Here is a 25,027-nt window from a genome sequence, read left to right on the forward strand (position 1 = left end):
TGGCGGCCTGAACCCACATCCGGACGTAGTCGGCCTCGTTGAGCGCGATCGGGATCGTGTTGATGCCAAAGAAATTCGTCGCCGACAACACCGCGTGGGTGGCGTGGTTGGCGGCCAACTCACCCAGGGTGGGCATCGCGGCCAACGCGGTGGTGTAGGCGGCCGCCGCGGTCTGCTGCTGGACGGCCATCGCGGCGCTGTTCGCGCTTTCCTTGAGCAGCCACGTCAGGTAGGGGGCATGCGCGGCGGCATAGGACTCGGCGCTCGGGCCCTGCCACGCTGCGCCCTGCACCGCTCCGAGCACGGCGGTCAGTTCATCGGCGGCCGCCGCGTACTCGGTGCTCAGACCGGTCCACGCGTCCGCCGAGGCCAGCAACGACCCTGGCCCGGGCCCGCTGCTCAACAGCGCCGAATGCACCTCCGGAGGTGCGGCCATCCAGACCGGGGCGGTCACGCACGGTAGTCGGAAATTGCGGAGAACAACGCGCTCAGCGTCATAGCAGACTCTCGCTTTCGGGGTCGACCGCCCCGGCTCGCAGGACGCGATGACGTGAGTCTCCTGGCTCTCGGATCGCTGCTAGCCTCGCCTTCCGACCTGACGGCCGTGGCTGGTGAGGGTCGCTCCCCGATGACAGTGGCGGGACCGCGCCGGATTCGCACCGGCTTCCTCTGTCGTCATCGCCTAACGGTGAGATCTTGCCACACCGGGTCGCCTGCGACGCATGAGTTCGATATGTACGGTGACCGAAATGATCAGCAGCCCGCCGCAGGTGCGATCCGCCACCGCCGACGATCTGGTGCGGGTCCGCGACATCATCAACCACTACATCGAGCATTCGGTGTTCAATTTCCGGACCGAGCCGCAGAGCCTCGACGAGGTACGCGCGCTGTGGGAGCAACGGCGCCGGCGGTTTCCATGGCTGGTGGCCGTCATCGACGACGACGTGGTCGGCGCGGCCTACGCGGGTCCCTGGAACGAACGCGCCGCCTACCAGTGGACCGTCGAATCCACCATCTACGTCGACCCGTCGGCACACCGTCGCGGCGTCGGCGATGCGCTCTATACGGATCTGCTAGATCTCCTGCGCCGCAAGGGATTTCACAGCGCGATCGCAGTGATCGCGCTGCCCAACGAGCCGAGCGTAAGACTGCACGAGCGACACGGATTCGAGCGGGTCGGCCGCCTTCGCGAGGCCGGCTACAAAAACGACGCCTGGCACGACGTCGGCTTCTGGCAGTGCAGCTTGGCTAACAGCTAGCCGAGTTGTGCTGTGCAGTAGTAGTTTTCGGTCTGGCCGTCATTGCGCTCGGGAACCGGGAGGCCGGCCTCGGCCAGCAATTCGGCAGACCGGTGCCGTGTGGTCTGCCAGCCACGAGCGTCCAGGTACGGCGCCACGTGGTGACGCTCGCCGCTGTACCAGAGGTCGTCGATGCGGGCGTCGAGGCCGTGCTGGTACCACTTCTGCGCCGCCGCCTGCATGACCTCCAGCGACTCCGGTGTGCTCAGGAAGATCTCGACGACCAGTCGGCTGCCCCGCGCGCTGAGCTCGGTGATGTTGTCCAGCAACCGATCCTGAGCCTCCGGCGGCAGGAACGCCAGCAGACCCTCGGCCACCCACACCGTAGGCCGGGCGGGGTCGAAGCCGGCCTGCCTCAGTGCCGCCGGCCAGTCGTCGCGCAGGTCGATCGGGACCGCGACGAGCTCGACGGTCGGTTCGGCGCCCGCGGCGGCCAGCGTCGCGGTCTTGAAGTCCGTCACCTGCTGTTGGTCGATCTCGAACACCACCGTCTCGGCGGGCCAGGGCAGACGGTAACCGCGGGCGTCGAGGCCGGAGGCCAGGACCACCACCTGGCGGATGCCGGATTCGGTTGCGTCGGAGAGGAATTGGTCGATCAGCCGGGTGCGCACCGCAAGCAGGTCGGTCATCGGCTGCATGCCCCACGGGTGACCGGGGATGTCGACTTCGTCCGCGCTGAGCTGGCCGTTCGCCCAGCGGGTGAAGAAGTCGACCCCGACCGCCCGCACCAGCGGTGCGGCGAACGGGTCGTCGATGAGGCCCGCTTGGGTGGCTCGGCCCCTGCCCGCCGCCACCATGGTGGCAGTGGCCCCCACGCTCGTCGCCAGATCCCACGTGTCGTTCTCAGTGCGCGCCATGCCGGCCAGGGTAGTCATCCGAGGCTGGGAATTACCTTGTGACGTTGCGGCACAACGGGCCACCATCCCGGGCCGTCACCGAAATTCGGCGACATCACTTAACGCATCGGTCAAGTTCCATTCACTTCTGCGGGGGCGTGGCCGCATAAGGTACCGCCTTATGAGTGCACCTTCGCCTGCTCCGACGTCAGGGGTGTCCGACGGCAACTGGTCTCCGCGAAGGTGGGAGACCACCTTTATCAGTGTGACGAATGAGTCCCTGCAGGTTGTCATCGACGAGGCGAACAAAGCCCTCAATACCCACGGCGCGGAGGGCTGGGAGGTGGTGAACTCCTCGGTGCAACGCGTCCAGGTGTCCCACCACTTCGCGGGCTACGACAAGGGCGGCGAGTTCTATTTCGAGTGGAGCATCGTCTGCACCATGAAGCGGCCCTTGACGCCTGCTTAACAGCGAGGCGGGCACGCCCGCGTTGCGCGGTGACCTAACATCTCTGGGTGACCGAATCCCGTTCGATGGGCGATCAGGCCGGGCTTGTCGCCGATGCCTGCTGCGAACACGACCACGGGAGCCCCGTCGCACACGACAACCGGTGGCAGCACCGCGCGACATGGGCATATCGGCTGGCCTGGGTCAGCATGGCGGCGATGCTCACCGAGGGCGTGGTCGGGCTGTGGCAGGGGCTCGCGGTCGGCTCGATCGCGCTGACCGGGTGGGCGTTGGGCAGCCTGCCCGAGGCGCTGGCCAGCGCGATGGTGGCCTGGCGGTTTTCCGGCTGGCGCACCGCGTCCCCGACCGCTGAGCGGCGCGCGCAGATCGGGGTCGCGTGGTCGTTCTGGCTGACGGCTCCCTATATCGCCGCGGAGTCCATCCACCACGTCCTCGACCCGCACGACGCCCAGACCTCGATGATCGGCATGACGTTGACGGCCGCCTCGCTGGTGCTGATGCCGATCCTGGGCCGCGTCAAGCATTCGCTGGCCGAGCGTCTCCACTCGGCGGCCACCGCGGGCGAGGGCACCCAGAACTACCTGTGCGGCGCGCAGGCCGCGGCCGTCCTGTTCGGTCTGGGAGTCGCGGCGATCTGGCCGAGCATCTGGTGGTTCGACCCGGCGATCGGGCTGGGCATCGCCGCCACGGCGATCTGGCAGGGCGTCAAGTCCTGGCGCGGGGACGACTGCTGCTGACGATCAGCCGTGCCGACTCAGCCGTGCCGAAAGGCCTTGCCGGACCGGTCAAGTGGATCGGGGTCCAGTCCCAGGAACTTGGCCCGCAGCCGGTCCCACAGTTCCAGCTGTGAGAAAGCCGGCTCGTCGCGCGCCTGCTGAACGTTGGTCATGAACGGGCTGGGCAGCATCAGCGTCATCAACTGGTCATCGCGGCCGTTGAACAGGCGCACTCCCCACGACGTGGGTGAGCCGTCTTTGCCGATCCGGCGATACAGCTCGGCGCGGGCACAGCGGCGGATGCGGCCGAGTTCGGGACCACTGTCCTTGTGCTCGCCGATGCACAGGTGAAAATGCCAGCGGCCGAAGTCGACTGTGGCGTAGCCGTCGTACATCGAGATCCGTTTGGGGGGATTGGGAGCGGCGACCTCCCACGCCGCGCCCTCGACCAGAACGCCGAACCATATTTCGTCCCAGTACTCCTCGAAGCACAGCTTGAGCAGGCTGAGCAGGCTGTCCTCATCGGTCGGCAGCGGCCAAACCTGTTCGCGGCCATTGTCTTCGGTGGTCTGTACCGCAGGGCTAAAGTCGATCATCGCGACACCTTTCCGGCACCCGGTCAAGGGCGCAATCTCCGCAGAGCCCGCCATCAGGCGTGCGGTAATACAAACAGCAACTGGTCCGGCGGTAGTCGTTATCGCCGAAATGGACTGCCCCACTTAGTCGTGGGTCGGCGCACAGGCTACGGGCCAGCTCCCATCCTGCCGTCGTGGCCCGGTCGTGATCGAACACCCGCGCCGCGCCGAGCAGGGCCGACGCGGTATTGCCGGTCAGCATCCGCTGCGAGATCGGGCCCAGACGGCGCAACGCTACCGCCAGCGGATCGAGATGCCGGTCGAGCACCATGCCGGCCAGCTCCTCGCGCGGACGGGTTGCGGGATGCTCGAGGTGCAACGCGATCTGGCCGTCGCTCTCGCGAAACAGCAACCGCTCGGGCGGCAGGTCGACCAGCAGTCCGTAACCGGCGACGCTGCCCACTCCGATCGACCAGAGTCGTGCAGCGAAGCCCAGGAAGAACGTCGAGGCTGCGACGCGCCGCTCGGTGACGTCCATGCGGGCCTGGACGCGGTCGACGATCTCGGCCAGCACCGTGGTGTCGTCGTAGAGCTGCTTGACGGGACGCCAACCGCCGTGTTGCGGTCCGGTGCCCAGCGCGAAATACGGGCTGACACAGCGGAGTTCGGCGAGCGCCGCGACTGCCCGCGGATCGCTGGAGGGTGTTATCTCGCAACCGAATACAGAGTTCACCCGTCCGCTACCGACGAGCTCGCCCGGGGTTCCGTCGACGAGTGTGCCGTCGCGGCCCAGCAGCCAGGCCCGATCGGCTTGCTGCAGCGCCAGTTCGAGGTCGTGGGTGGACATGACGATAGTCAGGTCCTGCTCGTGGGCCAGGCATCGCAACATGTTCACCAGCCCGTTACGGGACGGCACGTCGAGGAAGGCGGTCGGTTCGTCGAGCACCAGCACCTGCGGCTGCTGAGCCAGCGCGCGGGCGGTCAATACCCGTTGCCGCTCGCCGTCGGAAAGGTCCGCGACGGGGCGGTCGGCCAGATGCCCGGCCTCGACCGCGGCCAGTGCCTGCTCGACGATGTGGTGATCGTCGCGGCTCAACCGACCGGTGATGCCCAGGTACGGGATGCGGCCCAGCGCGACCAGATCACGCGCCGACAGCAGGCCCGGGTCGACCGGATCGGTGAGCACCACCGCCACGCGCCGGGCCAGTCGGTCGGCCGCGATGCCGGCCAGAGCCGTTCCGTCGACGAGCACCTCGCCGCTTAGCGCCGGCTGCAGTCCGCAGAGGGTGCGGATCAGTGTCGACTTACCGCAACCGTTGGGGCCCAGCAACACCGTGAGTTCGCCGCGACGGGCGACCGCGAATAGACCGGCTGCGACAGCGGTGACCTTTCGCCGGCTGCGGTAGCCGATCGCGAGGTCGCAGAGGTGCAGGCTCATCGCTGCATTCCCACGCCGTGGCGATTGCGCATCAGCACCAGGACGACGATCGGTGCCCCGATCAGCGCGGTGACCGAATTGATCGGGAGCACCGCGTCGCTGCCAGGCAGCTGACTGGCGATGCCGCACAACAGCGCAACGGCCGAGCCCATCAGCACGGTGGCGGGGAGCACCGCGCGATGATCGGACGTGCCCAGGGCCAGCCGTGTCAGGTGCGGCACGGCAAGGCCGAGAAACGCGATCGGGCCGCAGAACGCCGTCGTGGCGCCGGCTACCGACGACGCCGATACGACCGTGATCAGCCGCGCCCGCCGCACGTCGATACCCATTGTGCGGGCGTAACTTTCACCGAGAAGCAGCGCGTTGAGCGCGCGAACCGTCAGCGCGGCCGCGGCCAACCCGAGCGCGACGATGGGCAGCAACAGCTGTAGGTCCTGCCAGGTGGTGCCGGCGAAGCTGCCGAGTCCCCACAGCAGGTACTGCTGTACGCGCTGCGGGTCGGCGTAGACCAGCAACACGCTCACCACCGCGGTCGTGGCCGCGCCCACCATCACGCCGATCAGCAGCAGCGTCGCAGCCGAGCGCACCCAGCGGGCCAGGACCAGCACCATCGCTAGCACGGCGCCCGCGCCGGCCGCGGCAGCGATGGCAGCGCCGACTCGACCGCCGGCGGCCAGTCCCGCGGTAAATCCCGATCCGGTCGCCATCACGACGACCGCGACACCCAGCCCGGCGCCCGAGCTGACACCCAACACGTAGGGGTCGGCGAGGGTGTTGCGGAACAGTGTCTGCATCTGCAGCCCCGCGACACCGAGGCCGGCGCCCGCGGCGATCGCGGTCAGCACGCGGGGCAGCCGCATGCTATGCACGATCACCTGCCAGCGCGGGTCCGACGGTTGGACCCCCATCAGGACGCGGGCGGTGTCGAGCAACGGCACCCGTACCGGACCCAGCGCCAGGCCCAGCAGGGTCAACAGCGCGACGGATGTCGACAGGGCCAGCATGACCACTACGGTTCGGTTGAGCCGCAACGTGATTGAGGTGACAGCAGTCGTCGTCATGCGCGGATGACCTGCCGATAGAAGGCGAACTCGTGCTGCGGCGCCAATTCGGGATGCAGAATCGCCAGCAGATCGCCCAGGATCAGATCGGGCCGAGCCGCGCCGCGCTCCCAGTAGTCGTTTCCTCCGCCGGGACCGATGGCTTTGGTGGCCGACCAGACCTGGCCGGTACGCACGGCCGCGAGTTCGCCGTACCGGCTGTCCTCGGCCATTGCGTTCGCAGTGGTCTTCCAGTCGTTGTCGACGAGCCACAGCTGTGACTGGCCGGCTTTCGCGTAGACCGACTCGAAGTTCAATTCCAATGTGCCAGTGCTAGTTTCACTGGCCCAGGGATAGCTGCCGCCCGCGTCGCGAATCAGGTGCCCGACGTAGGCGCCGCCGGCGGGCATCAGCCAGGTGCCCTGGTACATGGTTCCGGGCAGCACGTCGACGCGGCGCACGCCGGCGGACTGCCGCGCGACCGCGGCGTAGTCGCCGCGCAGCCGGTCGTACACCTCGGCGGCCTTTTTCTCGGTTGCGGTCAGGGCGGCCAGCACCTTGATCCATTCGGCCCGGCCCAGCGGGGTGGCTTCGAGCCATTCGGCGTCGGCGACCGTGTTGACCCCACCCTCACGCAGCTTCGCGTAGGCCGGATCGTCGGTGCCCGCAGTCACCAGCACATCGGGATGGGCGGCCAGCACGCGCTCGACGTTGACCTGATTGCCAGGTGCATAACCGACCGTTCTGCCGCTGCTGATGCGTTGTCGTAGTTGCGGATTGACGACGGCACTGGTGTCGGCCACACCGGTGAGAACGTTCGCCAGGTCCAATTCGGTGATCATGCCCAGCTGAGTGATCGAGGCTGAGTACATGCCGGCGACCGGAACCGTAATCCGTTGTGCGCCAGTCAACTCGCTGGGTAGCTTCGGGGCCGGCGCGCCGCAGCGCACCAACACATAGGACTCCGGACGGCCGTGCGGATAGGGCTGCGTGACGGTTAGCACCTGGAAGCTGCCGTGATAGCTGAGGGTGAAGTTGGTGGCGTCGAGGATCGTGGATTTGTCAGGGAAATAGTCGGTGCCGGGCCGGAAGTCGGTGATGCAGTCACGCTTCAGCGGGGCGCTGACGACCGGGTGCGTGGCGCATGCGACCGGCAGCCAGGCGCTCACCAGCAGCGCAACCCAGGATCGGTGTGACATCGACGCTCGCTTTCGGGGTCGACCGCCCCGGCTCGCAGGACGCGATGACGTGAGTCTCCTGGCTCTCGGATCGCTGCTGGCCTCGCCTTCCGACCTGGCGGCCGTGGCTGGTGAGGGTCGCTCCCCGATGACAGTGGCGGGACCGCGCCGGATTCGCACCGGCTTCCTCTGTCGTCATCGCCTTACCGGGGCAGTATCGCACGTCGGGAATTCAGCCCGCCCCGGCGCTCAGCGCGTCCACCGCAGCGTCGATGTTGGGGACGACCGCTGGACCGTGACGCGCGACCAATTGCCCGAGAGAGCGGGCCAGGTGCGGGCCGATGGCGTCGGCCAGCAACACCTCTTCGCCGATCACGACGCCGCCGACGATGTGCGCCGCCAGAAGCCGGTGGTCGGACGTCACCTCGTAACGCCAGTCGCCGATCTGGAGCCGTGCGGGTTGCGACGTGAACACTCCCCGTTTGGCGGCGGTGTGCGTCACGCCCGGCAATCCGGCAAAGACGGTGATTACCAAGCCGATTCCGCCCGGACCTGCCAGTGCGTGGCCGACCGTGCGGCTCACCCGTTCGGCATCGAACTGTGCCATCAGGTATTCAGGGCCATCAGTCGTTCATGGCGAGGACGAATTGCGGCGCGATGGTTTCGGGTGTGCCGCTGCGACGCACCGCGGTTCCCGCGGCGTAAAACTCGACGGTGTGGTAACCCCAGGCGTAGTTCTGGATGTTGAAGTGCACGCCGACGACGCCGTTTGCGCCGTCGCGCTCGGCTTCACTCTGCATGCGCGACATGGCCAACTCGCGGGCTTCGTAGTTGCCCTGCGTCCACTGCGGCATCTCGGTGTTGCGGCCCATCTGCCGCAGGGTCTGCATAAAGCCTTGCGCGGCAATGTGAAACACGCAGTTGCCCATGACGAATGCCACCGGCGCCCATCCCGATCGCAGCAGGGTGGCCAGATCCTGTCCCGACAGGTGGCTGGAGAACGCCTGCCCGTTGTTGCGTCTGAATGCGCCTGGCTTCGGGCTGTAGCGCACCGCGGTGCCGACCGCGATGAACTCCAGGTGCTCTGCCTCGGCGCCGTGCTGACGCCATTCCAGCCGGACGCCGACGACGCCGTCGGCGCCGAGCGCGTCGGCCTCGGCTTGCATGCGGGCCATCGCGTTCCAGCGGGCCCGATACGTGGCCTCGGTGAGCACCGGCAGCTCGGATTGTTGTCTGATACCGGTGAATTGGTAGCCGACGTGGTACACCGACACGCCCATCACGAGGTCGAGCGGCTCGAAGCCCGCCCCGTGCAGCAGAGCGAATTCGTTGATGGACAGGTCGGAGGTGAAGACCTTGTCGGCGTGCGAGAGCCGTTCGCTGGCAACCGGGTCGAGGGGGGTCGATGACATGCGCACATCGTACGAGACCGACGCCGAACCGGCCGACGTTCAGTCGAGGCGGTACCGAATCAACCGTGAACTGTTCGCGACGACGGCGACCGACGAGGCGTTGTGCAGGATCGCCGCGAGCACGGGGGACAGGGCGCCGCCGGCGCCGATCAGCAACCCGGCGGCGTTGACCGCGATCGACATGCCGTAGTTCTGCCGAATGACCTCGACCGCGCGCGTGCCCAGATCGCCGACGTCGAGCAGGCGCCGCAGGTCGTCGTTGGCAAGCGCGACGTCGGCGGTCTCGACCGCGACGTCGGTGCCGGCCAAGCCCATCGCGATGCCGATGTTGGCCGCGGCCAGTGCCGGCGCGTCGTTGATGCCGTCGCCGACCATTCCGACGACATAGCCCTCTTCCTGGAGTTGCCGCACGACTTCGAGCTTGTCCTCGGGCATCACCTCGGCGCGCCACTCGTCGATGCCGAGTTCGGCCGCAACAACTGTCGCGATATCGGGGTGATCGCCGGTGAGCATCACGATGCGGCGAATTCCGTTGGCGCGCAGCTGCTTCAACACCTCGGGCGCCTCGGTGCGGACCTCGTCGCGCAGGCTGATCAGCCCGACCAGCGTGTCGTCGACGGCGAGCAGCAGCGGGGTCTCCGCCTGCTGGCGCAGCTTGTCCACCCAGTCCGAAGCTTCCTGGGAGACAGCGACGTTCTCGGCGCGCAGCAGCGACGGGCTGCCCAGCAGCAGGGTCCGGCCGTCGGCCCAGGTCCGCATGCCGAGGCCGACCAGCACCTCGCATTCCTCGTGCGGCGGGATGGTGATACGACGTTCTTCGGTGGAGCGGATCACCGCCTCGGCCAGCGGATGCCGCGAGTGCAGCTCGGAGCTGGCCGCATACGCCAGCACCTGCTCGGGCTGCCAATCATCGTGCAGCGCAATGATGTTCGTGACGACGGGGCGGCCGACGGTCAGGGTTCCGGTCTTGTCGAAGACGATCGCATCGACCCGGCCGGCCTGCTCGAGGTGCGAGCCGCCCTTGATCAGGATGCCGCGCCGCGCGCCGTTGCCGATCGCCGCGCTGATCGCCGTCGGGGTCGACAGGCCCACCGCGCACGGGCAGGCGATCAGCAGCATCGTCATCGCGCGACGGACGTCGCCGGTCAGCGCGAGCGTGACCGCGGAGACGACGAACGAAATCGGTACGAATCGACGCGAGAAGTTCTCTCCGACGGTCTGAATCGGTGCCCGGTCGTGCTGGGCCTCTTCGACGCGGGAGATGATGCGCCCGATCGTGGTCTGGTTGCCGACCGCCCGCGCGCGGATCACCAGTCGGCCGCGCAGCACCACCGATCCGGCGTGCACGGTCGACCCGGCGACGATGCTGACCGGCAGCGTCTCGCCGGTGATTGCGGACTGGTCGACCACGGCCTCGCCGTCGACCACCTCGCCGTCGACGGGTATCGCCACGTGGTCGTGGACCACCACGTCGTCGCCGATCTGCACGGTGTCGATCGGCACCTGGACCTCGTTTCCGTCGTCGAGGCGGAGCCATGCGGTGTCTGCGGTACCGCGCAGTAGGTCCGAGATTGCGCGTCGGGTGCGGCGCAGCGTCAGATCTTGAAGGTACTCACCGATATTCAGCAGCCACAGCACGGTGAGCGCGACGACGTTCTCGCGCAACACCAGGCTGGCGACGGTTGCCGCCGTCACCAGCGCATCGGTGCCGGCGCGGCCGGATCGAAGCCCGCGCAGCGCGCCGCGCAGGAACGGGTAGCCCATGAAAATCGTTGCGCCGGTGGCGACCACCTGGCCGGACGGGCCGAGCAGCGGGGGACGGTTGAACCCGTAGCGGCGGATGCCGAGCAGGGCCAGGGCCGCGCCGCCGATCACCATGCGCAGGACTTCGGTGTTGCGGATGTCCGATGATCGCGGCGTGCGGGCCGGAATGAGTTCGGCGGCGACATGCTCGGCCTCGGCGATGGCCGTGAGTACTTCGGCGCGGTCGCAGCGCTTGGGCGAATACCAGACCACGACGCAGCCGGTGTGGGGGTAGGCGTGCACGGCGCGCACCCCGTGTTGGCGGTCCACCGCCTCTTCCACCGCGACCGCGCGCCGCGAATTCGCGCGCACCCAGGGGACTTTCACCCGCATGCGCCCAGCGGCGTCGGACACGACCTGTAGATCGGTCGTCATCTCTTGCCGCTCAGTGGTCGTGGTCGTGATCGTGGTCGCCGATGGCGGGAGGCTGCGCCTCCTCACCGATGCGCTCGCGGGCCTCGGCCACCACGTCGGCCAGCTTCAACCGGGCGGATTCTGCCGCCTCCTCCGCCCGCCGGGTGCCGCGCAGGCTCCATTCGGTCGCGGACACCGCGGCCTCGTGGATCGGAGCCTTGGCCAGGCCCTTGCGCACGAGTTCGTAGGCGCTGACGCCAACCAGGCCGGTTACCACCGTCCCAGCCGCCTTACCGAGTAGGCCTGACAACACCATCGCGAACGTCCTCCCGTCGTGTTCTACGGCACGAGCTTATGCTTCCCGACGACCGTAACATCCATATATAGCGATATCAACATGAATAGGCCTCACCTCGGTGGAGCCTCAGGTGTCACACGAGTCCCACACGAGCCTCGTCTCACCGGATTCGCTCGAAGGTGGGCAGAAGTACACCCCTTCCGCCCCGAGGCTGGTGGGGTGGGAGTGGTCAGAGAGTCCGAGTGACCTTCTCGGTCTCGATCTTGCGGGCCAACGCGGCCGGGTCGGGGTTGGCGACGTAGACCAGTGACCCGCCGACCGACAGCACGCTCAGCAGGCCGTCGATCATGTCATCGGCGCTGTCCCACGGCGCGGTCGAGAGCACCCGGTCGCCGTCCGCCAAACCCTGTGCGGCCGCGGCCTTTTGGCAGGCATCCCGCACCTGCTCGACAGACCTGCCATCGAACGCCGGACCTGGCCGCTGCTCACCGGCGATCTGGTCCCCGTGCACCCGCACCGCGGTCGCGTAGTCGGTGACCCCGATCGGCAGATCGGGCACCGGCCGGCCGAAGGCATCCAGAGACAGCACCGCCACCTCGGTCGCGCCAGTGGCGTCGGCGTCGTCCAGTCGGTCGAGCGTGCAGAAGGCGATGTCGGCGTCCGAGCCGAAAACCACCTCTGCGCCGATCCACCACGCCCCGAACAGCACCGCCGCGGTCTGCCAATGTGCCGGCAGCAGCACCGCCACGCGGCTCGAAGATCCGGCGCCCAGCTCGTCGCGCAGCAGGTTGCCGGTCTTGGCGGCCCAGTTGGCCAGCGTGACCGCCGACAACTCGATGCGTAAACCGGTAGGCCCACAAGCATCGTCGTAGTAGGTGATCCGCGGGCCGACCGGGTCGGCGCGCAGCATCGGATCCAGAATCGCGGCGCTGAGTGTCGTCACCGCATCAGTCAATCAGTTGACGCACTCCGGGTGATCGGAGCCGGCGGTCAGGATCGGCGACGGCGGGGGAGCGTCGGACGACCCCGGATGCGAGGCGGCCGCGAGCCGGGGGCCGCCGTCGCTGAGCCCCGAACCCGGGCCGGTGTAGTCGTTGCTGAGCACCACCCGGACCGAACCCTGCGGCACCGAGGAGTTGGCGACGACGGGCAGCCCGCCGAGTTCCTTGGCGACGGCCTGGGCGCCGACGTCGTCGGCCTTGGCAGCCTGCACCTGGCTGTTCTTCACGTGGGCAGCGTCGTTGTTGCCGACCTTACCGGCTCCGAAACCCTTGGCGCTCAATACTTGTGACACCGACGAGGCGAGGCCGTTGATGTCGGTGTCGTTGAGCACGCTGGCGCTGGTCTTGTCCGGTGCGTAGCTGAGCTCGTCGGTCTTGCCCTTGGCCTGCCCGTCCAGCAGACCGGCCACCCACCCCTGCACTTGATGCGGATCGACGCGCACCACGCTGTGCATGCCGTCGTCGCTCCAGCCTGACTCGTCGAGCACCGGGATGGTGGCGAAGGCGACCCGGCCGGCGGCCAGCTTCTGCAGCTGGTCGACGAAATCCATGATGTCCCAACCGGATGACAGCACCACCGAGCGCTGGATGGCGGACTGCAGGCGGTTCATCGTGGCCGGACTCGACAGGGTCTTGCCCGAGATCACCTGGTGGGCCAGCGACGACATCACCACCTGCTGACGCACCACGCGGTCGAGGTCGCCGCGGGGAAGCTCGTGACGCTGCCGGACGAAGCTCAGCGCCTGCGGGCCGTTCAGCTTCTGCGGACCGGCCGGAAAGTCGGCGCCCGAAAGTGGTTCGTAGACAGGCTCTTTGAGGCAGACGTTGACTCCACCCAGGGCGTCGGTGATCAGCGAGAAGCCCAGCAGGCCGATTTCAGCGTAGTGGTCGACGGTGACGCCGGTGAGGTCGGCGACGGTCTTGATCAGCGCTTCGCGGCCGGCCTCGGTGCCCTCGCGCTCGGCCTCGTCGGGCGCGGCGCCCGACTCGACCAGGCTGACCCGCTTCTCTTCTTTGGTCTGGCCGTAGACGCCGTTGATCTTGGTCTTGCCGAGTCCGGGAGCCGACACGTAGGTGTCGCGGGGAATGGAGATCGCGGTGGCCGACTTCCCGTTGTCGGGAATGCGCACCAGGATGATCGTGTCGGTGTTGCTGGCCACCTCGTCGCCGGCCTTCAGCGACGCGAGTTCCTGCTGGCTCAGCGGGTTGCCGTGGGCGTCGGTGCGACTGTCCATGCCGACCAGCAGGATGTCGATCGCGCCGTCGTCGGCACCGTGACCCAGCGACGGCGCGAAGACGTGGAAGATCCCGTCCTCGAAGGAGCGGACCTTGCTCCACGCCACCCCCGTCACCAGCACGACCAACGCGGCCGTCACGGTCGCGATCACACGAGTCACCCGTTGCTCAGGCATCACAACAGATTACTTGCGTAACACCGGTAACGGGGGTAGCCAAGTCTCGGCGTGCCAGACTTGCAACTCGTGGTGCACAGACTCGTGATCGCGGGGGCAGGCGGACAGGTCGGCAGTTTCCTCACGGCGGAGGCGACCAGGCAGGGACGCGAAGTGCTGGCGCTGACGTCGTCGCAATGGGACATCGCCGATCCGCAGCGCGCCGGCGAGATCCTGCAGGCCGGCGACGTGGTGATCAACTGCGCCGCATACACCGCCGTCGACGACGCGGAACGCGACCGCGACCTGGCCCACGCCATCAACGCCGCCGGCCCGGGATATATCGCTCAGGCCTGCGCGCGGGTCGGCGCGCAGATGGTGCAGATCTCCACCGACTACGTCTTCGACGGCGCGGCGTCGCGGCCCTACGAGCCCACCGACGACACCCGACCGCTCAGCGTCTACGGGCAGACCAAGCTGGACGGCGAGCGGGCCGTGCTCGACGCATTGCCGGGGGCCGTCGTGGTCCGCACCGCCTGGGTCTACACCGGCGGCAACGGCAAGGACTTCGTCGCCGCCATGCGCAGGCTGGCCGCCGGCGACGGAACCGTCGACATGGTCGACGACCAGACCGGCTCGCCCACCTACACCGGCGACCTGGTCGCCGCGCTGCTCGAGGTGGCCGACGGCAAAGTGCGTGCTCCGAACGGCATCGTCCATGCCGCCAACGGAGGCGAGGTCACCCGCTTCGGGCAGACCCGCGCGGTGTTCGAGATCCTCGGCGCCGATCCGGAGCGGGTGCGCCCGGTGAGCAGTAGCCACAACCCGAGGCCGGCCGCGCGGCCGGCGTATTCGGCGCTATCGGCTCGCCAGTCGCAAGAGGCCGGCCTGACGCCGCTGCGACCGTGGCGCGATGCGCTCGTGGCGGCGCTTGCCGTTCCCTGCTGAGGTGTCCGCGCCGCGTCGACCGTTACCCTCAACCCGTGAGTGACGTCCTGCCCGTGGTCACGGTGACTTATTCGCCGGGCGTACACCTGGATCGTTTTCTGGCCTCGCTGTCGCACGCGACCGAGCGGCCCGTCACCGTCCTGCTGGCCGACAACGGCTCCACCGATGGCACGCCGCAGGCCGCGGTCGAGCGGTACCCGGGCGTTCGGCTGTTCTCGACGGGCTCCAACCTCGGCTACGGCAGCGCGGTGAACCGCGCCGTCGCCGAACTGGGAGACGTCGACGAATGGATCATCGTGGCCAACCCGGACGTGCAGTGGGGCCCGGGCAGCATCGACGCGCTGTTGGACGCCGCAGCGCGCTGGCCCCGCGCGGCGACCCTCGGTCCGCTGATCCACGATCCCGACGGGTCGGTGTATCCGTCGGCTCGCGAATTGCCGAGCCTGATCCGGGGCGGCATGCACGCGATGCTCGGTCCACTGTGGAAGAACAATCCCTGGTCGGCGGCCTACCGCCAGGAGCGGCTGGAGCCCAGTGAGCGGCCGGTCGGCTGGCTGTCCGGGTCGTGCCTGTTGGTGCGTCGCTCGGCCTTCGAGCAGGTCGGCGGGTTCGACGAGCGCTACTTCATGTACATGGAGGACGTCGACCTCGGCGACCGGCTGGGGCGGGCCGGCTGGTTGAACGTCTATGTGCCCACGGCGGAAGTGCTGCACCACAAGGGGCACGCGACCGCCCGCGAATCGTCGCGCAATTTGGTCGCGCATCACAAAAGCACTTACCGCTACCTTGCCGACCGGCATTCTGGACCTTGGCGCGCTCCGCTGCGCTGGGGCTTTCGGGCCGGTCTGGCGGTGCGGTCGCGCCTGATGGTGCGTAACTCCGACGAAGGGCGGCGCCGATGAGCAAACAGGTTGATGCCGTCGTGCTGGTCGGCGGCAAGGGCACCCGGCTGCGGCCGTTGACGCTTTCGGCCCCCAAACCGATGTTGCCGACGGCCGGGTTGCCATTCCTGACCCATCTGCTGTCGCGCATCGCGGCGGCCGGGATCGAGCACGTGATCCTCGGAACATCTTACCAGCCAACGGTTTTCGAGGCCGAGTTCGGGGACGGGTCCAAGTTGGGTCTGCAGATCGAGTACGTGACCGAGCAGACGCCGCTGGGCACCGGCGGCGGGATCGCCAACGTCGCAAGCCGTCTGCGCTATGACACGGCGCTGGTGTTCAACGGCGACGTGCTCTCCGGGGCGGATCTCGGCCAACTGCTCGACTATCACCACGAGCAGCAGGCCGACCTGACGCTGCACCTGGTCCGGGTCGGCGACCCCCGTGCCTTCGGCTGCGTGCCGACCGAAAACGGCCGCGTCACAGCATTTTTGGAGAAGACCGAAGACCCGCCCACCGACCAGATCAACGCCGGGTGTTACGTGTTCTCCCGCGAGACCATCGACCGCATCCCGCGCGGTCGCGAGGTCTCGGTCGAACGTGAGGTGTTTCCGGCGTTCCTGGCCGACGGCGTCAAGATGTGCGGCTATGTCGATGCCAGCTATTGGCGCGACATGGGGACCCCCGAGGATTTCGTCCGCGGATCGGCCGATCTGGTCCGCGGTATCGCACCGTCGCCGGCGCTGGGTGGTCACCGTGGTGAGTCGCTGGTGCACGACGGCGCGGCGGTGTCGCCCGGCGCGCTGCTGATCGGCGGCACGGTCGTCGGGCGCGGCGCCGAAATCGGGCCTGGCGCACGGCTGGACGGCGCGGTCATCTTCGACGGCGTCCGGATCGAGGCGGGCAGCGTGATCGAACGCTCGATCATCGGTTTCGGCGCGCGGATCGGGCCGCGGGCGCTGGTCCGCGACGGCGTGATCGGCGACGGCGCCGACATCGGCGCCCGCTGCGAGCTGTTGCGCGGCGCGCGGGTGTGGCCCGGCGTCAGCATTCCCGACGGCGGGATCCGGTACTCCAGCGACGTCTAGTCGAACAGCTCGCGGTGGGCGCGGACGTAGTCGGCCACGCTTTGCGGTGGATGACCGGTGAGGTCCTGAACCTGTCCAGTGGAGCGGTTGTAGCGGTCCTCACGGTGCAGACGGGCCATCGTCGTGATGTGGTCCTGTAAATGGGGGTCGGCCCCGCTGCTCGCGAGTTCGCGCTTCCAATCGTCGAAGTCGAGCCGGTGACCGGTGATCGTCTTGCCCAGGGCGGTGCTGTACTGCGCAGCAAGGCCGTCGATGTCAAGAGCGGCAGGCCCGGTCAGCTCGTAGACGGCGCCGATGTGGCCGGCGGGATTCTGCAGGATCGCGCTCACCGTGTCCGCAACATCGCGGGCTGCGATCGGCGACGTTCGCCCGGCGCCGAATGGTAGTGCAAGCACCGACTTCTCGCGGATGGAGTGAGCGGCGAGGGCCGTGAATAGCGGGTTCTCCAAAAATGCTGTCGGCCTGACGTGCACCGCTGGTATCGGTGACCAGTCGATGACGCGTTCGGCAAGCCAGTGCAGGCGTTGATGATGCGATTCTGTGGTGCTCGTCGGTGTCATCTGCGACACCGTCATCTGCGACATGTTCACCAGCACATCGAGTTCGCTGAGTGCGGCCAGCGAGCAGACCACGGTCGCGGCTTCCAGGTAGGAGGCGGACACGCTCATGCTGAAGAACATCCGGTTCACGCCCTTGAGTGCCGCGGCAACGTCGACGGGGTTGGTCAGGTCGCCGACGACGACGTGAGCGCCCTTCTCGCGCAAGGCTTCTGCACGGGAATCCTCGCGATGCACCATGGCCCGCACGGTGCTGCCGGCCGCCAGCAGGCTGTCGGCGACCATGGCGCCGACGCCACCGACTCCACCGCCCGCGCCGGTCACTAGATATGTCGTCGGTGGTGTCATGTCGGTCCCTCTGGGTCGGCTAAGTATGCTTTAGTCAAGCCAGCGGGGTGCATGGGTTATTCCAGCGACATCCGGCCCCGAGTGTGCGACCAGCCGCACTCTCGGGTTCGACAGTGCGTCTAGCCGCACACTCGTGCCGCCCGCTCGACCAGATAGGCCAGGGCGTCGTCGGTGCCGTCGGGCAGCGCGTCGATCGGCCACCAGCGCAGGTCGTCCGATTCATCGCTGACCACGATCTGTGCCCCCGCCGGGGCGTGCGCCAGGAACTGCAGATCGAGATGGCGGGTCGGCACGCCCAGAGAGCAGGTCAGCGCATGGACATTGATCGCGGCCAGCTCGGGGTGCAGGCGCAGGCCGTCGACGCCGGACTCCTCGGTGGCCTCGCGCAGTGCCGCCCCGAGGATGTCGGCGTCGGAATCCTCACAGTGCCCGCCTAGTTGGACCCACCGGCCCAGCCGCGGATGCAACGTCAGCAAGACCTGGCTGCCGGTGTGGTCGAGTACCAACGCCGAGGCGGTGATGTGCCCCGGTGCGCATTCTCGACGGCAGGCATCCTCGCGGGCATCCAGAAATGCCAGCACGGCGTTACGAATCGAGTCCTGCGAGCGATCCGGCGCCCGCCAGTCGGTCAGCAGCGCGATGGCCGAGGAACGAACGCTCATTTGCGCACCAGCAGATCGCTGACCGCGACCGGTTCGCGCGGCTCGGTGACCGGCTGCTCGGGATAGCCGATCGCAATGGCGCCCAATGGTTCCCAATCGTCGGGCAGACCCAGTTCGGCCCGGACCAGATCCGGCGTGAAGATCGTCGAACCGATCCAGCAGCTACCCACCTCGCGCACCGCCAGTGCCACCAGCAGCGCCTGCACCGCGGCCCCGACCGCGACCGTGAACATCGTGTGTTCGGCGTCGGTCCGGGCGGCGTCGGGATAGCTGTGTGCGCCGTCGGGCACCAAGAACGGGATCACGACCTCGGGTGCGTCGTAGAGGATCTGGCCGCGCGCTGTCCGGCGCTCGACCGCGTCGGCGGACTTGCCGTCGCCGGTCAGGTCGGCCCGCCACTTGTCCCGCATTCGCTCGAGCAGCCGGTCGCGGACGGCTCGGGTCTGCAGCCACACGAAGCGGACCGGCCGGGTGTGGTGCGGCGCGGGAGCGGTGAGCGCCTCGGCCACCGCGTCCTCGATCAGCTGCGGTGGAACCGGTTCGTCGGCGAACTGGCGCACGGAGCGGCGGAACAGCTGGGCCTGCCGGCGGCCCAAGTCGAGGGCTTCGGCGGTGCCCAGCCAGAACAGGTCGTCGGTGCCGGAGCGCACGAGATGGCGTGCGGTGGCGTCGGTCTCGGTCACCACGCCGGCGGGCAGCCCGCGCACCACCGCCACTGGAATCGCGGTCAGCTTGCCCTTGACCAGGTCGGCCGCGGCGGCGATCTCATCGGCGACCGCGACCTCGGTAACTACCAACTCGTTGCCGTGCCGGTCGACCGCGCCCGCGTAAGCGTGCAGCACCGATACCCCGGCCGCGCCGACGGCGGCGTCGGTCTGGCCGTTGCGCCAGGCTCGGCCCATCGTGTCGGTGATGACCACGCCGACGATGACGCCCAGGCTTTCGCGCAGTCCGGCCCGCAGCACCGCGGCGCTGCCGTCGGGATCGACGGGTAGTAAAGCCAATTCGTCGGCGCCGATGTTGGACCCGTCCACGCCGGACGCGGCCTGCACCACGCCCAGCTTGTTCTCGGTGATCAGCGTTTTACCCTTGCGGGCCAACACCCGTACGGATTCTGCGTCGACGAGCTTGCGGCGCAACGTGTCTCGCGCTTCGGGATCTTCGGGCGCGGGCACCAGGCGGCCCTCGCACTTGGAGAGCACCTTGCTGGTCACCACCAAGACATCGCCGTCCCGTAGCCACGGCGCCGCGATCGTGAGCGCGGCCGTGAGGTCGTCGCCGGGCCGGAACTCGGGAAGTCCGGTCACCGGCAGGATTTCAATCGGTGAGGCCGTACCGTGCTCGGCTGGCGAAAGGTCAGTCATACCGCCACGCCTGCGAGTTCGAGGCCCGCGCCGACCATTTCGGCCGTTGCCTTCGGATCGGTCATCAGCAGTGGGACCGCCTTCACGGCGATGCCGTCGATGTCGGCGTGGTCGCCCTCGTGGATCAGCCAACAGTCCAAGATGCCGGTTCCGGACCGCGCGCCGTGGTACCGCCCGACCGCCTCGGCGGTGGAGTCGACGCCGATGACGCTCAGGCACTCATCGGCCATCCCGCGCAACGGCTTTCCGTAGATGATCGGGGAGTAGCCGACGACGGGAGCGCCGGTGGACCGCAGCGCCGACCTGATCCCGGGCACCGCCAGGATCGCTCCGACGCTCACCACCGGATTCGACGGCGCGATCAGGACCACATCGGCGTCGGCGATGGCGTCGGTGACTTCAGTTGTGGCGTTGGCCTTTTCGGCTCCGACGAAGGCGAAACTGTGGGTCGGCAGCTGTGCGCGGTAACGCACCCACCACTCCTGGAAGTGGATCGCCCGTTGGCTCCCGTCGCCGGGATCGGTGATGACAACGTGTGTCTCGCAACGGTCGTCGCTGGCGGGTAGCAGTCGCGCGCCGGGCTGCCAGCGGTCACACAGCGCGGCGGTCACTTGCGACAGTGGATAGCCGGCCCGCAGCATCTGGCTGCGCACCAGATGGGTGGCCAGGTCGCGGTCGCCGAGTTGGAACCAGTCCGGCTGCACCCCGTAGGCGACGAGTTCCTCTTTGGCATGCCAGGTTTCGTTGCGATGCCCCCACCCGCGTTCTGGGTCGACGCCGCCACCCAGGGTGTACATGCAGGTGTCCAGATCGGGACAGATGCGGACTCCGTGCATCCAGGCGTCGTCGCCGATGTTGACGACCGCAGTCAGCTCGTGGTCACCGGCAGGCTCAGCGTCGGAGGCGAATTGGCCGAGACCGAGTAGCTGCTGCACGCCGAGCAGGAAACGCGCGCCGCCCACTCCGCCGACCAGAACCGTCACCTTCACACCGCACGACAGTACGCGCGGCGGCGGCACAGACCCCGAGGTGAGTAGGGTGATCGAATCGGCGGGCTGGTGCCGGATTGCCTTGTGTGACAGGTGTGACCGACACGCCACACCCGATTCGGCCTCGGTACCGCAAAAAATTGGTCACGAGATGATATGGAAATCTGCCGAATCGCTTGCGAATCGACTCTTACCCGTGTGTAATCACAGCAGTGTCATTTCGGTTGGCCGGCCGGATTCGGTGTCGCAGACCGAGATTCGATCAAATGTTCGAATCGCAGATGGCCGACATCAGAACAGTGGTGACATTCGCGATCTACGAAACCAGGTGAGGAGGCGGAGCATGTCCTATGAACACCTTCGGGGACTAATGGGAGGAACACCGCACACCGCTCCCGGTCTGCCGTCGACAGGGGTATCCCCAAGGCCCCATTTGAGTTTGGTTCCCGAGGCCATCGAAGACGAATTCGAGGGCAACGAGGAAGCGACCGACCAGTGGCAAGACCGGGCGTTGTGTGCTCAAACGGATCCAGAGGCGTTCTTCCCCGAGAAGGGCGGCTCCACCCGCGAGGCCAAGAAGATCTGCCTTGGCTGCGAGGTGCGTAGCGAATGCCTCGAGTACGCACTGGCTCATGACGAGCGTTTCGGTATCTGGGGTGGGCTTTCCGAGCGCGAACGTCGTCGCCTCAAGCGCGGAATCATCTGACCTAGAGGGGTTATCGAATAGCGGGTGACCCGCTGAGCGCGCGGCAGCCGCGCTCGCGGTCGCCCGCTATTCGTCTTCTATGGTCGGGTCGATGACCGACGGTTCGACGTCCAGGTAGGTGGCCACCTGGGCCACCAGAATCTCATGCAGCAATTCGGCCAGTTCGACAGTGTCTTTGGCCCGTCGTTCGATTGGCTTGCGGAACAGCACAACTCGCGCGCGGGTAGCACTGCCGCGGACGTCGACGCCGGCGGCGATCAACCGGGCCAGCGCGATCGGTCCGTCGGCGACCACCTCCGGCGGCCACTGCACGTTCTCCGGATCCCTCGCCGAGATCCGGGGGATTTCATCGACGGCGACGTCGAGCCCAGTCAGTCGCTCCTGCCAACGGCGCTCGATCGGTTCGTAGGCCTCCAGCACCGCCATGTCGAAGCGCTCGGCGCGACTGCGCCATCCGGGAACAGTCGGTGGCAGCAGCGGACCGCGCATGTCGCGGCCGCGGCGCGAGACCCGTTTACCCGGCGAGCGCCGACCGCGCGGGGAGCTGCGCGAATCGCTCACCTGCCGATGGTAACGGTTGGGCATCCTGGCCCGATTGAATGCGCGTGTCCGCCGCGGTGTGGACGTTTTCGCACGATAACCTCTCGATCGTGAACGTTCCGCGTCGCTGCTGCCGGCCAGGGTGTCCGCACTACGCGGTCGCGACGCTGACCTTCGTCTACTCGGACTCGACGGCTGTGGTCGGCCCGTTGGCCGTCGCCAGCGAGCCGCATTCCTGGGACCTCTGCGTGAGCCACGCCGGCCGCATCACGGCGCCGCGCGGCTGGGAGCTGGTCCGGCATGCCGGGCCGCTGGCCACCAACCCCGACGAGGACGACCTGATCGCGCTGGCCGAAGCCGTCCGCGAAGGCCGCGACGTGGCCGCCGGCGGTGTTACGGTCAGCGGATTCCACGAGCCCGCCGGACAGTTCGGCGCCGCGCCGGTCGAGGCGCCGGCCACCGGCGTACTGACGTCGACCGCTGCGCGACCGGCCGGCAACGGTCGTCGCCGCGGGCACCTTCGGGTACTGCCGGATCCCTCCGAGTAGCGGTCGCGCGGTCAACCGAGCGTGCGGGTCGGCTCCGCCGCCCGGCTAGGCTTGACGCACCCCCGCTCGTTGTTTGTCGTCAGGAGCCCTCTCGATGTCTCGGCCCGCCGCGGCTGTTCACCGTGTGATCAAGGCGTATGACGTGCGAGGCCTGGTCGGTACGGAAATCGACGAGTCGTTTGTCACCGACGTCGGCGCCGCCTTCGCCCGGCTGATGCGCGGCGAAGGGGCCCGCCAGGTCGTGATCGGCCATGACATGCGGGACAGCTCGCCGTCGCTGGCGGCCGCCTTCGGCGACGGCGTCAACGGTCAGGGCCTGGACGTGGTGCGGATCGGGCTGGCGTCGACCGATCAGCTGTACTTCGCTTCCGGACTGCTCGACTGCCCGGGCGCGATGTTCACCGCGAGCCACAACCCGGCCGCCTACAACGGCATCAAGCTGTGCCGGGCGGGCGCCAAGCCGGTCGGCGCCGACACCGGGCTGAGTGCGATCAGCGACGACGTGATCGCCGGCATCCAACCCCACGACGGCAGCCGCGGAATCGTCTCCGACAAGGATGTGCTGGCCGAGTACGGCGAGTTCCTGCGTTCGCTGGTCGACACCGACGGGCTGCGTCCGCTGCGGGTGGCCGTCGACGCGGGCAACGGGATGGCGGGCCACACCGCACCCGCGGTGCTCGCCGCGATCGACTCGCTGACGCTGCTGCCCTTGTACTTCGAACTCGACGGCTCGTTCCCCAACCACGAGGCCAACCCGCTCGACCCGGCGAACCTGGCCGACCTGCAGGCCTTTGTCCGCGAGAACAACGCCGACATCGGGCTGGCCTTCGACGGCGATGCCGACCGCTGCTTCGTGATCGACGAGCGCGGCCTGCCAGTCTCGCCGTCGACGGTGACCGCGCTGGTTGCCGCCCGTGAGTTGGGCCGCGAGATCGGCGCGACCGTGATCCACAACCTGATCACGTCGCGCGCGGTGCCCGAGCTGGTGATCGAGCGAGGCGGCACGCCGGTCCGCTCGCGCGTCGGGCATTCCTATATCAAGGCGCTGATGGCCGAGACCGGCGCGATCTTCGGCGGCGAACACTCGGCGCACTACTACTTCCGCGACTTCTGGGGCGCCGACTCGGGCATGCTGGCCGCGCTCTACGTGCTGGCCGCTCTGGGCAACTCCGACCGTCCGCTGTCCGATCTGACCGCGGACTATCAGCGCTACGAGTCGTCCGGCGAAATCAACTTCACCGTCGCAGATTCCGCCGCCTGCGTGGAGGCGGTGCTCAAGGTTTTCGGCAGCCGGATCCACTCCATCGATCACCTCGACGGGGTGACGGTCGACCTCGGCGAGGGCAGCTGGTTCAACCTGCGCACCTCCAACACCGAGCCCCTGTTGCGGCTGAACGTGGAAGGGCGTTGCACCGAAGACGTCGACGTGGTCGTCGAGCAGGTCGGCGCGGAGATCCAGCGACAGAACAGCCAGGTCGGCGAGCCGGAGGCCGTCACGTGAACGCGGCCCAGGCCGCGATCGACCTCGACGACACCGACGGCCTGCTCGGCGCTGATCGCGACGGACTGCTGCGCGCGGCGTCGACGGCCGGCGCGCATGTCCGGTCGGTCGCCGCCGCGGTCGACGAGGGCGCGCTGGATTCGGTGGTCGACCAGGATGCCCGTCCGCGCACGATCATCTGGGTGCCCGGACGCGGCGTCGCCGAGACAGCGGGTGCAATCCTTGCCGCGACGTCCGGTGGTTCGGCGGCCGCGCCGATCGTGATCGCCGCGGAGGCGCCGCCGTGGATCGGGCCGTTGGACGTGCTGATCGTGGCGGGCGACGATCCCGGCGATCCTGCGCTGGTCGGGGCCGCCGGCAGCGGGGTGCGCCGCGGCGCGCGGGTCGTGGTCGCCGCCCCCTACGAGGGCCCGCTACGCGACAGCACCGCCGGGCGGGTGGCAGTGCTGGAGCCGCGGCTGCCGGTCGCCGGTGAGTTCGGCCTGTGCCGATACCTGGCCGTGGGCCTGGCGGTCCTGGGAGCCGTCGACCCCCCGCTGCGGGTGGATCTCGCCGCACTGGCCGACGAGCTGGACGCGGAAGCGTTGCGCAACAGCGCCACCCGTGAACTCTTCACCAATCCCGCCAAGGCACTTGTCGAGCGGATGTCGAGGCGACGCGTGGTGTTCGCGGGCGATTGCGCCGCCACCCTGGCGCTGGCCCGGCATGGCTCGGGTGTGCTGCTTCGTGTCGCGAACGAGGTGGCGGCCGCCAGCGGTATGGCCGACGCACTGACGGCGTTGCGGGCCGGTCCGGGTCCCGCCTTCGTCGATCTCACGGAGTCGCTGTTTCACGACGACCAGATCGACGGGCCGATCGCGGACCGGCTCAGATTGCTGGTGCTGACGCTCGCAGCCGAGCGCGCCGTGGTGACGTCTCGGGTGGCCGGGCTGCACGACGTCGACCTGGTCGGCGCCGAGGATGTGCCGGACCTGGCCGGGCGTCCCACGCCGCCTGGAGCCCAACGAGCGGAGCAGCAGCTGGCTATATTGGCTGTCCGACTGGAGATGGCGGCGGTTTATTTGCGGTTGGTACGGGGATAACTGG

General features: G+C 68.2%; 26 protein-coding genes, 1 pseudogene and 2 riboswitches. Of the genes and pseudogenes, 10 read left to right on the plus strand and 17 right to left on the minus strand.

Features of this window, described 5'->3' with window-relative positions; translation table 11 throughout:
- Window positions 1–454: PPE family protein (locus A5658_RS24870; protein WP_156751642.1), on the minus strand; the 454-nt coding region annotated here is incomplete at its 3' end.
- 98 nt (window positions 455–552) lie between these two features.
- A riboswitch (cobalamin riboswitch) is annotated at window positions 553–692 on the minus strand.
- A 57-nt stretch (window positions 693–749) separates the two neighbouring features.
- Here A5658_RS24870 and A5658_RS24875 point away from each other — a divergent pair.
- A complete protein-coding gene (locus A5658_RS24875) occupies window positions 750–1,259 on the plus strand; it encodes a GNAT family N-acetyltransferase (protein WP_067341928.1) in 510 nt (169 codons plus the stop codon).
- Here the strand turns inward: A5658_RS24875 and A5658_RS24880 are convergent.
- Window positions 1,256–2,155 carry a class I SAM-dependent methyltransferase gene (locus tag A5658_RS24880; RefSeq protein ID WP_067341925.1) on the minus strand — a complete coding sequence of 300 codons (900 nt, stop codon included), beginning with the start codon at window positions 2,153–2,155 and terminating at the stop codon, window positions 1,256–1,258. The two genes, A5658_RS24875 and A5658_RS24880, sit on opposite strands and share 4 nt — an antisense overlap.
- A 244-nt stretch (window positions 2,156–2,399) precedes the next feature.
- Between A5658_RS24880 and A5658_RS24885 the strand changes: the two genes are divergently transcribed.
- Together A5658_RS24885 and A5658_RS24890 are read left to right on the plus strand one after the other, a co-directional pair.
- Window positions 2,400–2,603: a hypothetical protein gene (locus A5658_RS24885; RefSeq protein ID WP_156751643.1), complete on the plus strand. Its 204-nt coding sequence runs from the start codon at window positions 2,400–2,402 to the stop codon at window positions 2,601–2,603.
- Between the two features lie 47 nt (window positions 2,604–2,650).
- Complete coding sequence (locus tag A5658_RS24890; RefSeq protein WP_067341731.1) at window positions 2,651–3,340, plus strand: cation transporter; 690 nt, start codon at window positions 2,651–2,653, stop codon at window positions 3,338–3,340.
- A gap of 17 nt (window positions 3,341–3,357) precedes the next feature.
- On the opposite strand, the gene A5658_RS24895 is transcribed toward A5658_RS24890, so the two are convergent.
- The 10 genes from A5658_RS24895 to A5658_RS24940 form a co-directional block, all read right to left on the minus strand.
- Window positions 3,358–3,915 carry a hypothetical protein gene (locus A5658_RS24895; RefSeq protein ID WP_067341734.1) on the minus strand — a complete coding sequence of 186 codons (558 nt, stop codon included), beginning with the start codon at window positions 3,913–3,915 and terminating at the stop codon, window positions 3,358–3,360.
- A complete protein-coding gene (locus A5658_RS24900; RefSeq protein ID WP_067341737.1) occupies window positions 3,902–5,332 on the minus strand; it encodes an ATP-binding cassette domain-containing protein in 1,431 nt (476 codons plus the stop codon). Before A5658_RS24900 ends, A5658_RS24895 begins: the two co-directional genes overlap by 14 nt.
- Window positions 5,329–6,336 (minus strand): iron chelate uptake ABC transporter family permease subunit, encoded by a 1,008-nt coding sequence (locus A5658_RS24905; RefSeq protein WP_369830567.1) that lies wholly within the window; start codon window positions 6,334–6,336, stop codon window positions 5,329–5,331. Before A5658_RS24905 ends, A5658_RS24900 begins: the two co-directional genes overlap by 4 nt.
- 53 nt (window positions 6,337–6,389) lie before the next feature.
- Complete coding sequence (locus A5658_RS24910) at window positions 6,390–7,571, minus strand: ABC transporter substrate-binding protein (protein ID WP_067341743.1); 1,182 nt, start codon at window positions 7,569–7,571, stop codon at window positions 6,390–6,392.
- Between the two features lie 51 nt (window positions 7,572–7,622).
- Window positions 7,623–7,741, minus strand: a riboswitch (cobalamin riboswitch).
- 41 nt (window positions 7,742–7,782) lie between these two features.
- Window positions 7,783–8,157, minus strand: coding sequence for a DUF5073 family protein (locus A5658_RS24915; protein WP_067341746.1), 375 nt, complete (start codon window positions 8,155–8,157; stop codon window positions 7,783–7,785).
- Between the two features lie 16 nt (window positions 8,158–8,173).
- Window positions 8,174–8,962: a heavy metal-binding domain-containing protein gene (locus A5658_RS24920; protein WP_067341750.1), complete on the minus strand. Its 789-nt coding sequence runs from the start codon at window positions 8,960–8,962 to the stop codon at window positions 8,174–8,176.
- A 39-nt stretch (window positions 8,963–9,001) separates the two neighbouring features.
- The gene (ctpC, locus tag A5658_RS24925) at window positions 9,002–11,140 is read right to left on the minus strand and encodes a manganese-exporting P-type ATPase CtpC (RefSeq protein WP_067341753.1); all 2,139 of its coding nucleotides are present in this window, start codon (window positions 11,138–11,140) and stop codon (window positions 9,002–9,004) included.
- Between the two features lie 10 nt (window positions 11,141–11,150).
- Window positions 11,151–11,435 carry a DUF1490 family protein gene (locus A5658_RS24930; RefSeq protein ID WP_067341756.1) on the minus strand — a complete coding sequence of 95 codons (285 nt, stop codon included), beginning with the start codon at window positions 11,433–11,435 and terminating at the stop codon, window positions 11,151–11,153.
- A 211-nt stretch (window positions 11,436–11,646) separates the two neighbouring features.
- Window positions 11,647–12,327, minus strand: coding sequence for a TIGR03089 family protein (locus tag A5658_RS24935; protein ID WP_067341930.1), 681 nt, complete (start codon window positions 12,325–12,327; stop codon window positions 11,647–11,649).
- 45 nt (window positions 12,328–12,372) lie between these two features.
- Entirely contained in the window at window positions 12,373–13,830 is a 1,458-nt protein-coding gene (locus A5658_RS24940; protein WP_067341759.1) for an LCP family protein, read from the minus strand.
- Window positions 13,831–13,899: 69 nt separating this feature from the next.
- Here A5658_RS24940 and rfbD point away from each other — a divergent pair.
- From rfbD to A5658_RS24955, 3 genes and pseudogenes are all read left to right on the plus strand, one after another.
- Window positions 13,900–14,800, plus strand: a pseudogene (rfbD, locus tag A5658_RS24945) (dTDP-4-dehydrorhamnose reductase).
- 10 nt (window positions 14,801–14,810) lie between these two features.
- Window positions 14,811–15,659, plus strand: a complete 849-nt coding sequence (locus A5658_RS24950) for a glycosyltransferase family 2 protein (RefSeq protein ID WP_197503221.1) — start codon at window positions 14,811–14,813, stop codon at window positions 15,657–15,659.
- Window positions 15,656–16,726, plus strand: a complete 1,071-nt coding sequence (locus A5658_RS24955) for a sugar phosphate nucleotidyltransferase (protein WP_067341765.1) — start codon at window positions 15,656–15,658, stop codon at window positions 16,724–16,726. The genes A5658_RS24950 and A5658_RS24955 overlap by 4 nt, the downstream gene beginning before the upstream one ends.
- Here A5658_RS24955 and A5658_RS24960 read toward each other — a convergent pair.
- From A5658_RS24960 to cofD, 4 genes are all read right to left on the minus strand, one after another.
- Window positions 16,723–17,631: an NAD(P)H-binding protein gene (locus A5658_RS24960; protein WP_067341768.1), complete on the minus strand. Its 909-nt coding sequence runs from the start codon at window positions 17,629–17,631 to the stop codon at window positions 16,723–16,725. The genes A5658_RS24955 and A5658_RS24960 overlap by 4 nt on opposite strands.
- Before the next feature lie 119 nt (window positions 17,632–17,750).
- Entirely contained in the window at window positions 17,751–18,293 is a 543-nt protein-coding gene (locus A5658_RS24965; RefSeq protein ID WP_067341771.1) for an NUDIX hydrolase, read from the minus strand.
- Window positions 18,290–19,657: a coenzyme F420-0:L-glutamate ligase gene (locus A5658_RS24970; RefSeq protein WP_067341774.1), complete on the minus strand. Its 1,368-nt coding sequence runs from the start codon at window positions 19,655–19,657 to the stop codon at window positions 18,290–18,292. The genes A5658_RS24965 and A5658_RS24970 overlap by 4 nt, the downstream gene beginning before the upstream one ends.
- The gene (gene cofD, locus A5658_RS24975) at window positions 19,654–20,646 is read right to left on the minus strand and encodes a 2-phospho-L-lactate transferase (RefSeq protein ID WP_067341932.1); all 993 of its coding nucleotides are present in this window, start codon (window positions 20,644–20,646) and stop codon (window positions 19,654–19,656) included. The genes A5658_RS24970 and cofD overlap by 4 nt, the downstream gene beginning before the upstream one ends.
- A gap of 343 nt (window positions 20,647–20,989) precedes the next feature.
- On the opposite strand from cofD, the gene A5658_RS24980 reads away from it, so the two are divergent.
- Entirely contained in the window at window positions 20,990–21,352 is a 363-nt protein-coding gene (locus A5658_RS24980; RefSeq protein ID WP_082993415.1) for a WhiB family transcriptional regulator, read from the plus strand.
- Between the two features lie 66 nt (window positions 21,353–21,418).
- On the opposite strand, the gene A5658_RS24985 is transcribed toward A5658_RS24980, so the two are convergent.
- Window positions 21,419–21,841, minus strand: a complete 423-nt coding sequence (locus A5658_RS24985) for a metallopeptidase family protein (protein ID WP_067341936.1) — start codon at window positions 21,839–21,841, stop codon at window positions 21,419–21,421.
- 161 nt (window positions 21,842–22,002) lie between these two features.
- On the opposite strand from A5658_RS24985, the gene A5658_RS24990 reads away from it, so the two are divergent.
- The 3 genes from A5658_RS24990 (at window position 22,003) to A5658_RS25000 (ending at window position 25,023) form a co-directional block, all read left to right on the plus strand.
- The gene (locus A5658_RS24990) at window positions 22,003–22,440 is read left to right on the plus strand and encodes a DUF3499 domain-containing protein (protein WP_197503219.1); all 438 of its coding nucleotides are present in this window, start codon (window positions 22,003–22,005) and stop codon (window positions 22,438–22,440) included.
- A gap of 94 nt (window positions 22,441–22,534) precedes the next feature.
- A complete protein-coding gene (locus tag A5658_RS24995; protein ID WP_067341781.1) occupies window positions 22,535–23,941 on the plus strand; it encodes a phosphomannomutase/phosphoglucomutase in 1,407 nt (468 codons plus the stop codon).
- The gene (locus tag A5658_RS25000) at window positions 23,938–25,023 is read left to right on the plus strand and encodes a TobH protein (RefSeq protein WP_067341784.1); all 1,086 of its coding nucleotides are present in this window, start codon (window positions 23,938–23,940) and stop codon (window positions 25,021–25,023) included. The genes A5658_RS24995 and A5658_RS25000 overlap by 4 nt, the downstream gene beginning before the upstream one ends.
- Window positions 25,024–25,027: the final 4 nt, after the last annotated feature.

The organism is Mycobacterium sp. 1245111.1 (genome assembly GCF_001673405.1).
In the GTDB taxonomy this organism is placed as follows: Bacteria; Actinomycetota; Actinomycetes; order Mycobacteriales; family Mycobacteriaceae; genus Mycobacterium.

What these genes read in the sequence shown, in the direction of transcription:
- A5658_RS24875 (WP_067341928.1), top strand. Translation starts at nt 750, where the DNA reads ATGATCAGCAGCCCGCCGCAGGTGCGATCCGCCACCGCCGACGATCTG.
- A5658_RS24880 (WP_067341925.1), bottom strand. Translation starts at nt 2,155, where the DNA reads ATGGCGCGCACTGAGAACGACACGTGGGATCTGGCGACGAGCGTGGGG.
- A5658_RS24895 (WP_067341734.1), bottom strand. Translation starts at nt 3,915, where the DNA reads ATGATCGACTTTAGCCCTGCGGTACAGACCACCGAAGACAATGGCCGC.
- A5658_RS24900 (WP_067341737.1), bottom strand. Translation starts at nt 5,332, where the DNA reads ATGAGCCTGCACCTCTGCGACCTCGCGATCGGCTACCGCAGCCGGCGA.
- A5658_RS24905 (WP_369830567.1), bottom strand. Translation starts at nt 6,336, where the DNA reads ATGCTGGCCCTGTCGACATCCGTCGCGCTGTTGACCCTGCTGGGCCTG.
- A5658_RS24910 (WP_067341743.1), bottom strand. Translation starts at nt 7,571, where the DNA reads ATGTCACACCGATCCTGGGTTGCGCTGCTGGTGAGCGCCTGGCTGCCG.
- A5658_RS24915 (WP_067341746.1), bottom strand. Translation starts at nt 8,157, where the DNA reads ATGGCACAGTTCGATGCCGAACGGGTGAGCCGCACGGTCGGCCACGCA.
- A5658_RS24920 (WP_067341750.1), bottom strand. Translation starts at nt 8,962, where the DNA reads ATGTCATCGACCCCCCTCGACCCGGTTGCCAGCGAACGGCTCTCGCAC.
- ctpC (WP_067341753.1), bottom strand. Translation starts at nt 11,140, where the DNA reads ATGACGACCGATCTACAGGTCGTGTCCGACGCCGCTGGGCGCATGCGG.
- A5658_RS24930 (WP_067341756.1), bottom strand. Translation starts at nt 11,435, where the DNA reads ATGGTGTTGTCAGGCCTACTCGGTAAGGCGGCTGGGACGGTGGTAACC.
- A5658_RS24935 (WP_067341930.1), bottom strand. Translation starts at nt 12,327, where the DNA reads ATGCTGCGCGCCGACCCGGTCGGCCCGCGGATCACCTACTACGACGAT.
- A5658_RS24940 (WP_067341759.1), bottom strand. Translation starts at nt 13,830, where the DNA reads ATGCCTGAGCAACGGGTGACTCGTGTGATCGCGACCGTGACGGCCGCG.
- A5658_RS24955 (WP_067341765.1), top strand. Translation starts at nt 15,656, where the DNA reads ATGAGCAAACAGGTTGATGCCGTCGTGCTGGTCGGCGGCAAGGGCACC.
- A5658_RS24960 (WP_067341768.1), bottom strand. Translation starts at nt 17,631, where the DNA reads ATGACACCACCGACGACATATCTAGTGACCGGCGCGGGCGGTGGAGTC.
- A5658_RS24965 (WP_067341771.1), bottom strand. Translation starts at nt 18,293, where the DNA reads ATGAGCGTTCGTTCCTCGGCCATCGCGCTGCTGACCGACTGGCGGGCG.
- A5658_RS24970 (WP_067341774.1), bottom strand. Translation starts at nt 19,657, where the DNA reads ATGACTGACCTTTCGCCAGCCGAGCACGGTACGGCCTCACCGATTGAA.
- A5658_RS24980 (WP_082993415.1), top strand. Translation starts at nt 20,990, where the DNA reads ATGTCCTATGAACACCTTCGGGGACTAATGGGAGGAACACCGCACACC.
- A5658_RS24985 (WP_067341936.1), bottom strand. Translation starts at nt 21,841, where the DNA reads ATGCGCGGTCCGCTGCTGCCACCGACTGTTCCCGGATGGCGCAGTCGC.
- A5658_RS24995 (WP_067341781.1), top strand. Translation starts at nt 22,535, where the DNA reads ATGTCTCGGCCCGCCGCGGCTGTTCACCGTGTGATCAAGGCGTATGAC.